The organism is Tenacibaculum geojense (assembly GCF_042676005.1).
GTDB classification, from domain to species: domain Bacteria; phylum Bacteroidota; class Bacteroidia; order Flavobacteriales; family Flavobacteriaceae; genus Polaribacter; species Polaribacter geojense.
In genome coordinates this window covers 1-12,077 of sequence record NZ_JBHTJR010000011.1, presented here as the reverse complement: position 1 = coordinate 12,077, position 12,077 = coordinate 1, and the positions used below count along the sequence as shown (strand labels likewise).

The window sequence follows — 12,077 nt, the reverse complement described above, 5'->3', positions numbered from 1 at the left end:
AAAAAGTCAATAGTATTATTATTCCAAATATTATTTTTCTCATAGATGTTGGTTTTGCTTGTTGCTAACGTTCAAGTATAAGAAAAGTTGCGGATTTTATCCACTTACTTTTCGGTTAAATACTGACCTTTTTTTATATTCTATTACTTTTATTTTAGCGATTAAACCGCTATTATTTTTATACATTGTTAGCAAAAGTTGTTTTACATAATTTAATAAGTTAAATCTCTTGTTTCAATACTTAAAATCACACTTCCACAACGTTCGGTTTTTTTTATCCAATTACCATGCTTATCATCTTCGTAATCGTAATTTTTTGAACAATTATTACTTAAACTATCATTACAAATTGACACCAATCTGTTATTTTGGTAATTATAATACTTTTTTGATCCATTGATTTTTTCAAGCATTAATTTCTGACCATCACTACTATATTTTTTATGTAATATTTTACCAGTATTGTATCCACAATATCTACTTGATTTATTAAAAGAAATTTTAATTATTGAATCGTATTTCGATAATAATTTAATTTCCCGTGTATAACATAACTCATTTTTATAATATTTTTTTTCTATTATCGAATCTCGTGTTGGATAGTTATATACAATTGAGTCATTAAAGGAACCTTCTGTGTATTTAGAAACAATACGATTATCTTTATATTTAAATTTAACAGTTTTTGATTTATATTGACTATGAGGGTTGATGTTTATCTGTTCAATTTTATCTCCTTTGTAAATATAAGCAGTGCTGTCATTAAGTTTGTCTTTGTTGTAAAAATCGTCTTCAGAATATCTTATAAAAGAATATTCTCTAACTAATCTTCCATTATCATCATAAACAAAATGATAGGTGTCATTTGTGGGTTTTTCGTAATTTTTTAGCTTTTTTAAAGGATTAAATATTTTCAAAATTCTATTGTTATTATCAAAGTACTGAACTAAAGTATCAGATATATATTTATCTCCATTTTTTTCAAAATGATATATTTTTAAAACAGCATTTTTAGGGAATTTTTCTTTATTACATGATGATATTAATATCATAAAAGCTAATAATGATAATATTTTGATTATTTTCATTGTTATTATATAATTTTTGCTAACGTTTTAGTATAAGCTTTGTTGTGTTTTTGTTATGCTAAAAGTAAGCAAATTATTAAACAACTTTGTGCCTGCGTATTTTTCCGAAGGAAAAATATAGCAGCAATAAAGTTTATACATTGTTGGCAGCAGTATTTTCTCCTTTTTTGGTCAGTGTTTTATTCAAAAATATTTTCATTGTATATCCAAATGCAAGTCCTGCAATTGTCCAAATGATTAATCCAATTAATATACTTTTCAGGTTTATTTCTTGTCCTTCAAAGTATGGAAATCCAAATGTCATTATTAAAAACATAAATGTTCCCCAAGTTAAGCCTGTTTTTATCCAACTTTTTTTGTCAAACGAATTTGGTGTAATTTCAATATTTATATTCTCGTATCTTTCAGGTTGTTTTTTTAACCAATTTTCTTTTAAACTTTTTTTAAACCATCCCCAAATTGGAAATGTTAAAGCAAGAATTATAAAACTAAAACCATTCATAATACATGGAATTATTTTTCCGCAATTAGAACAGTAAAGTCCAAACCAGTTTTTAAAAGCAGTTCCGTTTTGATAAGCCCAAGTTCTTCCATCGTGTAACTTTTCACAATGTGGGCAAGGAATAAAAGTTCTCTCAATCCTTGGTTTATCTGATGTTTTATCCTCCAAACTAATTTTCGGAATTCTTTGACCTAAAATTAATTCGTTTATAGCTAAACCTGGATTTAAAATCCAATGCATAATCATCCAATTTTTCCAAGTATAGATTTTGTATTTTTCTTTATTAAATTCCATTGCGTTTTGTTTTGTCATATTGCTGCCAACGGTCTCGGCTATGAGTAGTTGCGTGGTTTAGCACTTAACTTTGCAAGTACACACCAAACTGAAAATCCGCAAGGATTTTCAGAAGTAGGCTAGAACAAGCATTTACTTATAGCCATTATTATAGGCAGTTTTTAATTTATTTCTAATCTAACAATACTCGGTTTTGTTTTTGACCATACTTCAAGAACTATATATTGATGCATAGTAATATTATAAATTTTATGGACTAATCCATTAGTGTTAGGGTTTATGTTAAATCTAGTTTCAATCATTGTATTTTGATTTTGATCTTTTCTCCACATTTCAGCTTTTGAAATTATTTGATCAAATTGAATTAGAAAGTCGGTTAACGGTACATCTTGATTTGTTGGCACATCGAAACGAAAAGTCGTCTTTATAGTTCCGTCATTTTCGGTAATAGAATGAGTTTGATTTGAAGTGTATTCCAATTTTGGGCGAACTAACTTCAGTATTTCCATTTTTGAAGCTTGGTCGAGTTTACTGATTCGCTCAAATAATTGGTCATTAGAAATTTGAACTTCTTGTTTTACACTTTCAAATTCTGGGGACAAAAAGTCGAAAATTTTCTTTTGACTAGTAGAGTCTAGATTTTGAATTTGATTCATAATCTCTTCTTTTGAAAGAGATATTTCGGTTGTGATTTTATCCGCTCTTTTGTCGGCAGCTTTTTTTGTTCCAAGGTGAATTAAAAAACTACCTCCTAAAATTACAAGTAGACCAATTATTATTAATGGATGCATAATTTTCTTCAATCTTTTCTAATTTTTTATGTTGACCTGTTTAAAATTTAACGAGTCTTTTTAATTGCCTATAACGGATTCGTATAACCCGTCAGTTATCGGGCTAAATTAGCCAAAAGTTTTTAGTTATTTACTAGTTTGAGCAATTCTGAGTGGATTCGGACGTAGTCGAATCCGTCGTAATTGCGGTTATACATTGTTGTACGCTGGCTTTATTCTGTTTTAATTTCATTCAGAACTAATTTATCAGATTTTAATTCCACTATTTTATAAACAGTTCCTTGTAAATTAATTGGCTCAGAAGTAGTCATTATCCAATAATTTTCATTCAGATTCCATTTTCCATTGTAATTATGAGTCCGAAGCATTGTGTCATTTCCACAAGAGGCAGAATATCTATTTCGGAACTCTCCGTTTTTCAATATTTCAATACTTAATCCGTACTTGTGTTCAGTTGTTAATTTCTTTTCAAAAGTCAAATCAAATTTCCCACGATTATATTTTTGATACCATAGTCCAATCAAATCTTCAGTATTAAATTCATTCGATTCATTTTCCTGTCCAAAACTAAATTGGTAACTGAATAGAATTGTCAGGGTTATTATTAAAATTTTATTATTCATAATGATTTTTCAGCTTGCGTACAACGGCTTCGTATAACCCGTCAGTTATCGGGCTAATTTAGCCAAAAGTTTTCAGTTATTTACTAGCTTAAGCAATTCTGAGTGGATTCGGACGTAGTCGAATCCGCCGTAATTGCGGTTATACATTGTTGTGCACTGGCTTTTATTTTTTCAGTTCGTTGTGCGATATAATTCTGCTAATTTATTCCGTTTTGTTTCGTTTTTTAATATATTCTGCAACCACATTTGCGGTTGGTCAGTGGCATTTCCATATTTTCGGTTTTTATATTCTTTAAATTCCGAAAATTCAAGCCAATTTATATTATGAATATGCTGAAGTGAATACACAGCCATTTCTCCATTAGTTGCTCCAAAAAATGGGCAAGTATGGACTTTCGTTTTCGTTGTGTCAGAAAATTTAGAGATTAGAAATTCAGTCAACTTCGTTTTGTCATTTTTTGCAAACTTTTTCCATTCCGTTTCGCTAAAAACCATAGTTGGAATTTCTCTCTTTTTTTCAGTGACATATTGTGTTCCTCCCAAACAACCTCCTTTTTCAAAAACCATGAAATTCCACTGTTCAGAAATTAAGTCAGTTTGCTGTAATTCAATTTGAGGAATTTCTTTGGTAAATTCAGCCGTTACCTTATTCATTTCCGAATTAGTTTCCGTTTGGTTTTTACAAGAAACTAAAGTTAAAATCAGAAGCAATATTTTTAATGGATTTCTCATTTTTCAGCTTGTGCACAACGGCTTCGTATAACCCGTCAGTTATCGGGCTAAATTAGCCAAAAGTTTTTAGTTATTTACTAGCTTAAGCAATTCTGAGTGGATTCGGACGTAGTCGAATCCGCCGTAATTGCGGTTATACATTGTTGGGCACTGGCTTTTTTTTTATTTTAAGTTGATATATTATTCCGTAAATCAGTCCGATTATTCCACCAAGATAGCTGAAATTATGCATTGTTCCAGCAGTCAAGAAACTTTTTCGGTCGGTCAAATCCGCTGGAAGATTCCAATTAGCATTTAAGTTCGAGATTACAAACTTACCAACCAAAATTCCCACAATTCCAAATCCGATTGCGATTAGTAAAGTCCGAATTGTTGCTCCGAAAGCACTTTTCCACATAATTTTTGCAGTCGGTTGGAATAATCCAACAATTCCATTTGTCAATCCGATTAAAAGTCCGAACCACCAAGTCGACCAAATTGCGACCATTCCAATTGTCATTCTCACAGTATCTGGATATGCTTCAAGTCCGAATTGTTCAAGTTTGAATTTCGTAAAATATTCATTAGAGATTGAGTAAGAAACTTGATTGTGGAAAATTCCGTAAATCGAAGCAAGAATTATCGAAATAATTACAATTAATAATAAAAGTCCAATTTTTTTCGCCATTTCGATTTTCAGCTTGTGCCCAACGGACTTGTGTATGAAACGTAGCGTATAAAAAGACACTAACTTTCGGGTTAACACAGAGCCGAATTTTTATATTTTGTTTTTAATTTTCTCTTTTTTAAAAGCCAAATTAAAAATTTGGCTGACTTTCTAAATATAAACAAACCTTTCGATTAAGCACTTATTAGCTATGTTTTATACACCGTGTTACCTACAGTTTTATCCAGCCATAAGTGGTAATCCTCTTTTAAATTCAATATCAGTTAGGTCAGTTAATTCTTTTTCGATTAAATCTTTCAAATCAGCTGATACATAAATTAGTCCGTTTAATATTCCGTAGATATTGAGTCCAACTGATTCTGTCTGATAATATTCATTAAACTCAATTTTGTTTTTCATTATTAACTCCGAATAGTTTGTCCACTCTTCGTTAGTTGCCCTTCTGAAAATAATCGTTTGTTTTAAGTCTATTTGGTCAGAAACATATTTTTTTAAAATATCAGCAATTTTATTGTCAATTAGTGCGTATCCATATCCATCCAATATATTTCTAAAAGCTCCTATTTCAGAAACCTGATATCTTTCATCTTTTAATTTTATCAAACTCACTTCTTTAATGAATTCAAAAGATTCTCCATCTTCAAAATCATCACTGTCACAAGTTGTTCCCTTATTACAAAGCCAGTATGGTAAATTCTTCGTCATTTTTTTAATTGTAGGTAACGGCCTTGTGTATGATACGTAGCGTGCAAAAAGACACTGACTTTTCGGATTAGCACAGAGCCGAATTTTTATATTTTGTTTTTAATTTTTCTCTTTTTAAAAGCCAAATTAAAAATTTGGCGGACATTCTAAATATACAAAACCTTTTGGTTAAGCACTTATTAGCTATGTTTTATACACCGTGTTGTACACCGTTTTTTATTTCTTTATAATATTCATTTCTATTCGCATTGTCAGGAAGTCCAGCTACTTGTCCATCTCCCAATTCCATTATTATCCAACCTCCATTTTTCTTTTTTGCAACATCCATTGTGAAGAAGTTACTATCGATTCTTTTTGCGATATTTTTAAAGAAATCAATGTCTGGTTTTTCAGAGTCATAATTTCCTTCGTCCCAATAATTATAGATTTGAACTACATTCTTATTTAAGAATACGATTCTAAATTCTTTTGTTAATGGCATTCCACTTTTTGAGTGGTCAGTCAGAAATTCCAATTCCTCAAATTCACGAAACACAATTCCTTCATTCAGATAGTCACCTCGCAATTCCAAAAATCTGGCGATAATTTTTTCCACTTTAGTTTTGTCAGAAGCGTTTGGGATAAAACAGGCATCATTCCAATTGTGTTTTTCAGATTTCACGAAATCTTTTACGATTATTGGCTTAACTCCAAATTCATTAGTTAGTTCAATGATTTTAGTTTTTGTTAAATCTTTAGTCCAATTTGATTTTGGTGTTTCTCCAACAATTTTGTCGTAAGAGTTCGGTAAGTAATGGCAATGTTCATATTCAGTTGGATTATTGATTAACTGAATGTTTTTCTTTAAAAGTCCATTATAAAATTGTTCGTAAACCTTTGGCTTCATCATCCAACCACGATAAATTCCGTATTCTTTTGTGTCTGAATTCTTAATAAACTTTAATGCTCCGTTGATATTTCCATCCGTGAGTTCTTCGAAACTAAAAACGTGTGTTTCAAATCCATTTTCTTTGGCAGAATCAAATTCCGATTGATAATCAGGTTCGACTACTTTATTGTCAATTACGCTATCGCAAAAAATGATTTTCATTGGTTTGTTCAAATGGTGTACAACGGTCTCGGCTATGGATAGTTGCGTGGTTTGGTTACTAATTTAGCAAAAGTTCTCGAACCAAAGGAAAATCCGTAGGATTTTCCGAGTAAGCACAGACCAAGCAATTATTTATAGTCATTGTTGGCAATAGTTATTTTATACTTCCAATTATCTTGTCAAAAAATAAATTAGATGAGTTATCTAAAAGAACAAAACTCGTTTTCTCTTTAGTATTTCTTACAAAATAAGTATTCGCTGCTAACCAAGCTCCATTGTGCATAACTACGTCATCATTTATAATTACCCAACCAAATCCATAATTTGATTTCTCTCCATTATTTAGTGTAGGTCTTTTAAAAGCCTCTTTTAGGTTTTCATTACTAATAAGTTTATTTTCATACCAAAATTTATCCCATTTTACAAAGTCGTTTATACTACTAAAAACACCACCATCGCCAGCAACTCCATCAACAAATGTTGGTTTAATTTCCCGTATTTCTCCAGCTAAATCTTGAAAGCCATCAGTTTTTCCTTTGAATGTTTTTTCTTCTGAAATTAAATTCCAGACTCTTGTATCGTTCATTTCTAATGGAATGAAAATATTATTTTTCATAAAGTCCTCAAATGATTGATTTGAAATCAATTCAATTATTCTTGCTAAAATTATATAGTTTGTGTTTGAATAATCATATTTTTCGTTAGGCTTAAAATTTGCTTTTGGTTTATTATCTGCTATAAGTTTTACAGCTTTTTCATTTGTCAAAATTCCAATCTTATCTTTTTCTTTTTCCGCTAAATCTAAATATGAATCTGGTATGCCAGAGGTTTGATTTAATAAGTGTCTAATTGTGACATTATCATATGGAAAATTTGAAATATGTTTTAAAACTAAATCATCGTAATCAACCAATCCTTTTTCTTTTAATAACATTATTCCACTTGCTGTAAACTGCTTTGAGATTGAAGCAAGTCTAAATGAAGAGTTATTATTTAGTTTTTCTGTTTTCTTTGAATTTGTGAAGCCATATGTTTTTGCTAAAGTTGGCTCTCCGTCTTTTGTTATTAGAATTCCGCCATTAAATTTCTTTTCAGAATTTAGTTTTTCTAACCAATTGTCAATTAAGACTACTTTTTCTTTTTCACTTGAATTTTCAGGAATGTTTAATTCAGGTACTTGAAGAAAAACAACAAAGAACCAAACAAAAAATCCGATAACTATTATTACAATTCCGAGTATAATATAAAGTACAACTTTCATTAAGTATTTTATCTATTTGTCTTTGAAGTTAGAATTTTGTTACTAATTATTGCCAACGGTTAGTATAAAGTGCGTAGGGCAGAGGATAAGCACTGTATTTCGAGTTTAACACTTAGCTAAATATAAATATTTTGCTTTTATTTTTCGTTTAAATGCCAATTTTTATATTTAGCGGACTTTGTAAATAAGTACAAGACTTTGGGATTAACACAAAAGCCCTATGTTTTTTATACATTGTTAGCAATAGTTATTTATGTTTTCTTATTAAAGTATTTGTTTTTCATATTTTCATTAAAAGCTACTTCATAAACTTTATAAACAATTATTCCTTCTGGCATTCGACCTCCTGTTATAGAATAAATCATAAAGTAATGTTTTCCTTTATATTCCTCATAAACTAAATGATAGCTATACTTATCTTTTATATAGTATATATCATTTTTTATTACGGGTTCAGGAAGTTTTAAAGCTTTAGATATCAAAAAAAGGTCTTTTTTATAAAATCCTCTATGATCAGGTTGAAATGTAGATAAATATTTTCTTACTGTAAAATCTTTTGTTTTTTCAGGGAAAAGATTTAATGATACAGTATCTTTTTCGTTCAAAAATTTAACGTTAGCTGTTCTAAAGTCAATATAACTTGATGCACCTAACCAGTAATTATTTCCTAACAAGAAATCTTTAGTGCTTTTTTTCCCATCATAATATTCTAAAGAATTAAATTCTTTTTTTATTGTTATTACGTTGTTAGGTTTACAACTTGTCATAAACATACAAAATAGAATTAGTGAGAAAATAATAAATCTCATATTTTATTTAACTTTATATAATGTGTAAATTGAACTTAAGAACATTATAAAGCCTCCCAAAATAGCTCCATAAAATATGCCTTTTCCATTAGATATAGAGGTTAATATTACTCCAGCTATAAATATTATTAACCCTAAAATAAAACGTAAAGCCGCTTTGTTTTTCATTTTCTTGTTAATTTCAGTAGTAGGTTTTCTTTTGAAAAAGAAATAACAAAATATACCTAAAGGAATTAAAATAAATATTGTAATAAGTCTAATTATCATTTTTTGTTTTTTAATTATTGCTAACGGTTTCGTATAACCCGTCAGTTATCGGGCTAATTTAGCCAAAAGTTTTTAGTTATTCACTAGCTTAAGCAATTCTGAGTGGATTCGGACGTAGTCGAATCCGCCGTAATTGCGGTTATGCATTGTTAGCACCTGTACTTTATCCATCCATTAGTATTTCGGTTGCATTCAAATCATTCATTGTCAAGGTAAATGTATGGTTTAAGTCATGCTCACTTTCAAATGCTATTTCCCAAACTTCTGGTTCTTTTTCACAACGAGGTAGGTAAAGGTAAACTGCTTTAAATTCCTTATTGAAGTCAGAAATTTCAAAATCCTCTTTCCAATTTTGAAATTCACTTTCAATCATTGGCTTTACTGAAGAAGTTATTTTACCATAATCTGATTCTATTTTTCGGAAAAAGTCTTTTTGTATTTCAGTCGGTCCAGTTATGTTTCCCTCAATTCCGATTTCTATTATTTCATTAGTCGGTTTGAAATGTCTTCTGCATTCAAAATAATTCTTCTCAGGATTTTTCTTGAATTCAGAGAAGACCATTTTTCCAAAGAATTCATCTTCTATTTTAATGGTTTTTCCAAATATAAAATCAAATATTCCCACTCTGTTTTTCGTATTGGTGCTAACGGCTTCGTATAACCCGTCAGTTATCGGGCTAAATTAGCCAAAAGTTTTAGTTATTCACTAGCTTAAGCAATTCTGAGTGGATTCGGACGTAGTCGAATCCGCCGTAATTGTGGTTATACATTGTTACCACCAGTTTTTATGTCCGTTTAAAAAAAAATATTTCGGAATAGAAATGGAAAAAGTCCAATTACAATTCCGATTATAAAATTCATTTTTTCTGCTTTTAAATTCCATTCGGTTTGGTTTACTCGAGTCAGATATTCGGTCAGTTTATATATTCCGAGTCCAATTAATGTTCTGACTGATAATTCTGCTAACAATTCCCAATTAAAAATGTAATCGGTAATTCTTAACGATAAAGCGAATATTAAATTCGCAATTATTCCAATCGCTAATATTTTTATTAAAGTCAACCATTTTTTGTTATTTAAAAAAATCAGAATTCCAGAAAACGCAGTTAGAATTCCAAAAATAAATTCCGCTATTATGCTTGAATTCGAACGCATTATAACAAAAAGAACCGTCGTAAAATTGTATTTAAAGAAATCCGTTAAACTGTGATAGATTAATCCGATTCCAAATATTATGAATATCAGACCGAAAATCCAGTTGTTATTATTTTTTTGTAGTTCTGTTTTCAAATTGGTGGTAACGGCTTCGGCTATGATTGGTGCGGGAATAGGGAAGCGGAGGCTTTCCGATTTAGCACTAAGACGAAGCATTTTGTTTGCTTTTATTTTTTCTTTTCAAAAGTCAAATCAAAATGATTTGACGACTTTATAAAAATATACTAAACTTTGGATTAAACATCAAAACCCGTATTAATTATAGCCAATGTTATGTGCTGGGCTTTTTCAATTTGTTTTAAATCGATTAAATGATTGCCAATATTTATCCTTATAAATGTCAAAGTCAAGTTCTATTCTGTCCTGATATTTTTTTACTATTTTATATAAAACTTTTGATGGTTTTCTGAATTCTACACAAGCAAAGTATATTTCCCTTATTGAGTCAGCAGTTTCTCTTCCTATATTTAAGTAACCCTCAGAATCTTTAAGTTCCAGCATTATTTCATCTTCAATTGTATCTAATAATTTATAAACATTTTCATTAGGCATACCATTATTATTTTTACCATCATAATGTATTTTCACTGAAGCTATCCAAGGATGAGAAGCTTTACTATCCCAATTTAGTAAGTCGGAGTTTACAACAGCAAATAAAGGAAATCCATTTTTCAATGTCGCTTCAAGTCCAGAATAGTTATCGTTTTCTGTATTATGTCTAAACCCTTTATATTTTTCTATAAACTCTTTTTCTCTCCAAACTAAAAAATCCTTTAATTTTTCTAATGGAATTAAATCAGAAGTAGCGTCATTTGGGTTAATGATGTTGACTTTATCAATGGTTGTTACAGAATTCAGTTCTCCCAAAGAGTTGTCTAAAGCAAGAAAAACTCCATTTGTTATAGTTTCTCTGTTGTTTTCATTTAAATCTTTATGTGTTATTGTAATATCAATTTCATCAGGCATTTCTTTATGGTTATTTGAGTAAAAGCTCATAGTAGTTTCGTCAAATTTATAACCACCCATATTTATTCCATATTGTGATTTAAGTCTGTTGGCTGTTTAAGAGCTGTGATTATCCAATTTTTGAATTTAGGAGCTGAATCCACAAGTTCCTCTACAAAGACTATGTTTTTAATAATACCATCGGCTGTTAAAATTAATTCGGAATTATTGTCATCATACATTCCAGTTAGGTACCAAAATCCTTCTTTTAATTCATTTAGTTTAGGACCAAGTTTGTTAAAAAACACATCTTCTATATCTCCTTGGCTTTTAACTACTTTATGGAATATATTTTCATTTTTTTCAAACCATTTCCAAAAATCGGAATAAGATTTTATAGGTTCTTCTTTGATATTAAAAATTGATTTTAAAAAGTTCATTTTTATGAATTACAATTTTTGTTGAACGCGCCTTGCACATAACGGCTTCGTATAACCGTCAGTTGCGGGTTAAGTTAGTTATTATTTTCTTTGATTCACTAGCGTTAGCAATTCCGAGTGGATTCGGACGTAGTCGAATCCGCCGTAATTGCGGTTATACATTGTTGTGTGTAGGCTTTTCATTTTTCAAAAGCTCTTTTTTTATGTATTCAATAGATTCTTCGTAATAATCATTTTCATCCCAATCTCCGATTTCTATTTGAGTCAGTTTATTATGCAAACAAATTACCGGTGTCATTGGTTCAAGTTGTATTCCGAAAGATTTTTTTCCGTCATCATATATTGCATAACTATTTTCTGTTTCAGCTTTCCCCCAAGTAGTTTTTTTAATCAGTTTAGTCGCTTTATAAAATCTTAAATGTTTAAAAATTCCAGGCTCGGAAACTCTTAGGATTTCATAGAGGTCTTTACCAAATTCAGTATATCTGTTTTTAACTTCTTGAAAGGTTTCTTCTGTGTATTCTTGAGAACTATCAAGTAAATAATGAACCATTTTATTTAGTTTTTCCAGCTTACACACAACGATTTTGCTAAGCATCCGTTTTAATGGTGCTTAGGTTTTGTTGTGTGCTGTAATATACAAAAAAG

Annotated in this window: 16 protein-coding genes; all 16 read right to left on the bottom strand. The window is 29.9% G+C overall.

Annotation, left to right across the window (positions count from 1 at the left end):
• Positions 1-212: 212 nt before the first annotated feature.
• A complete protein-coding gene (locus ACFQ1U_RS00620; protein WP_386104244.1) occupies positions 213-1,088 on the bottom strand; it encodes a hypothetical protein in 876 nt (291 codons plus the stop codon).
• Between the two features lie 133 nt (positions 1,089-1,221).
• Positions 1,222-1,902: a hypothetical protein gene (locus ACFQ1U_RS00615; RefSeq protein ID WP_386104242.1), complete on the bottom strand. Its 681-nt coding sequence runs from the start codon at positions 1,900-1,902 to the stop codon at positions 1,222-1,224.
• A 143-nt stretch (positions 1,903-2,045) separates the two neighbouring features.
• Complete coding sequence (locus ACFQ1U_RS00610; RefSeq protein ID WP_386104240.1) at positions 2,046-2,675, bottom strand: hypothetical protein; 630 nt, start codon at positions 2,673-2,675, stop codon at positions 2,046-2,048.
• 212 nt (positions 2,676-2,887) lie between these two features.
• Positions 2,888-3,199, bottom strand: coding sequence for a hypothetical protein (locus ACFQ1U_RS00605; RefSeq protein ID WP_386104238.1), 312 nt, complete (start codon positions 3,197-3,199; stop codon positions 2,888-2,890).
• A 270-nt stretch (positions 3,200-3,469) separates the two neighbouring features.
• Positions 3,470-4,030, bottom strand: coding sequence for a hypothetical protein (locus tag ACFQ1U_RS00600; RefSeq protein WP_386104236.1), 561 nt, complete (start codon positions 4,028-4,030; stop codon positions 3,470-3,472).
• A gap of 133 nt (positions 4,031-4,163) precedes the next feature.
• Positions 4,164-4,697, bottom strand: coding sequence for a hypothetical protein (locus tag ACFQ1U_RS00595; RefSeq protein ID WP_386104234.1), 534 nt, complete (start codon positions 4,695-4,697; stop codon positions 4,164-4,166).
• Positions 4,698-4,916: 219 nt separating this feature from the next.
• Positions 4,917-5,402: a hypothetical protein gene (locus ACFQ1U_RS00590; protein ID WP_386104232.1), complete on the bottom strand. Its 486-nt coding sequence runs from the start codon at positions 5,400-5,402 to the stop codon at positions 4,917-4,919.
• Between the two features lie 190 nt (positions 5,403-5,592).
• A complete protein-coding gene (locus ACFQ1U_RS00585) occupies positions 5,593-6,504 on the bottom strand; it encodes an ATP-grasp domain-containing protein (RefSeq protein WP_386104230.1) in 912 nt (303 codons plus the stop codon).
• A 142-nt stretch (positions 6,505-6,646) separates the two neighbouring features.
• Entirely contained in the window at positions 6,647-7,753 is a 1,107-nt protein-coding gene (locus tag ACFQ1U_RS00580; RefSeq protein ID WP_386104228.1) for a serine hydrolase domain-containing protein, read from the bottom strand.
• A 251-nt stretch (positions 7,754-8,004) separates the two neighbouring features.
• Positions 8,005-8,562 (bottom strand): hypothetical protein, encoded by a 558-nt coding sequence (locus ACFQ1U_RS00575; protein WP_386104226.1) that lies wholly within the window; start codon positions 8,560-8,562, stop codon positions 8,005-8,007.
• Between the two features lie 3 nt (positions 8,563-8,565).
• Positions 8,566-8,829 (bottom strand): hypothetical protein, encoded by a 264-nt coding sequence (locus ACFQ1U_RS00570; RefSeq protein WP_386104224.1) that lies wholly within the window; start codon positions 8,827-8,829, stop codon positions 8,566-8,568.
• A gap of 163 nt (positions 8,830-8,992) precedes the next feature.
• Positions 8,993-9,454, bottom strand: coding sequence for a hypothetical protein (locus tag ACFQ1U_RS00565; protein ID WP_386104222.1), 462 nt, complete (start codon positions 9,452-9,454; stop codon positions 8,993-8,995).
• Between the two features lie 170 nt (positions 9,455-9,624).
• Positions 9,625-10,200 (bottom strand): hypothetical protein, encoded by a 576-nt coding sequence (locus ACFQ1U_RS00560; RefSeq protein ID WP_386104221.1) that lies wholly within the window; start codon positions 10,198-10,200, stop codon positions 9,625-9,627.
• A gap of 132 nt (positions 10,201-10,332) precedes the next feature.
• Positions 10,333-11,070 (bottom strand): DUF695 domain-containing protein, encoded by a 738-nt coding sequence (locus ACFQ1U_RS00555; RefSeq protein ID WP_386104219.1) that lies wholly within the window; start codon positions 11,068-11,070, stop codon positions 10,333-10,335.
• A gap of 2 nt (positions 11,071-11,072) precedes the next feature.
• Positions 11,073-11,429 carry a hypothetical protein gene (locus tag ACFQ1U_RS00550; RefSeq protein ID WP_386104217.1) on the bottom strand — a complete coding sequence of 119 codons (357 nt, stop codon included), beginning with the start codon at positions 11,427-11,429 and terminating at the stop codon, positions 11,073-11,075.
• Between the two features lie 154 nt (positions 11,430-11,583).
• A complete protein-coding gene (locus ACFQ1U_RS00545) occupies positions 11,584-11,982 on the bottom strand; it encodes a hypothetical protein (protein ID WP_386104215.1) in 399 nt (132 codons plus the stop codon).
• Positions 11,983-12,077 lie beyond the last annotated feature (95 nt).

Excerpts from the sequence above, each read along its gene's own strand:
- ACFQ1U_RS00620 (WP_386104244.1), bottom strand. The coding sequence starts at position 1,088 with ATGAAAATAATCAAAATATTATCATTATTAGCTTTTATGATATTAATA.
- ACFQ1U_RS00615 (WP_386104242.1), bottom strand. The coding sequence starts at position 1,902 with ATGACAAAACAAAACGCAATGGAATTTAATAAAGAAAAATACAAAATC.
- ACFQ1U_RS00610 (WP_386104240.1), bottom strand. The coding sequence starts at position 2,675 with ATGCATCCATTAATAATAATTGGTCTACTTGTAATTTTAGGAGGTAGT.
- ACFQ1U_RS00600 (WP_386104236.1), bottom strand. The coding sequence starts at position 4,030 with ATGAGAAATCCATTAAAAATATTGCTTCTGATTTTAACTTTAGTTTCT.
- ACFQ1U_RS00595 (WP_386104234.1), bottom strand. The coding sequence starts at position 4,697 with ATGGCGAAAAAAATTGGACTTTTATTATTAATTGTAATTATTTCGATA.
- ACFQ1U_RS00590 (WP_386104232.1), bottom strand. The coding sequence starts at position 5,402 with ATGACGAAGAATTTACCATACTGGCTTTGTAATAAGGGAACAACTTGT.
- ACFQ1U_RS00580 (WP_386104228.1), bottom strand. The coding sequence starts at position 7,753 with ATGAAAGTTGTACTTTATATTATACTCGGAATTGTAATAATAGTTATC.
- ACFQ1U_RS00575 (WP_386104226.1), bottom strand. The coding sequence starts at position 8,562 with ATGAGATTTATTATTTTCTCACTAATTCTATTTTGTATGTTTATGACA.
- ACFQ1U_RS00570 (WP_386104224.1), bottom strand. The coding sequence starts at position 8,829 with ATGATAATTAGACTTATTACAATATTTATTTTAATTCCTTTAGGTATA.
- ACFQ1U_RS00560 (WP_386104221.1), bottom strand. The coding sequence starts at position 10,200 with ATGCTTCGTCTTAGTGCTAAATCGGAAAGCCTCCGCTTCCCTATTCCC.
- ACFQ1U_RS00555 (WP_386104219.1), bottom strand. The coding sequence starts at position 11,070 with ATGGGTGGTTATAAATTTGACGAAACTACTATGAGCTTTTACTCAAAT.
- ACFQ1U_RS00550 (WP_386104217.1), bottom strand. The coding sequence starts at position 11,429 with ATGAACTTTTTAAAATCAATTTTTAATATCAAAGAAGAACCTATAAAA.
- ACFQ1U_RS00545 (WP_386104215.1), bottom strand. The coding sequence starts at position 11,982 with ATGGTTCATTATTTACTTGATAGTTCTCAAGAATACACAGAAGAAACC.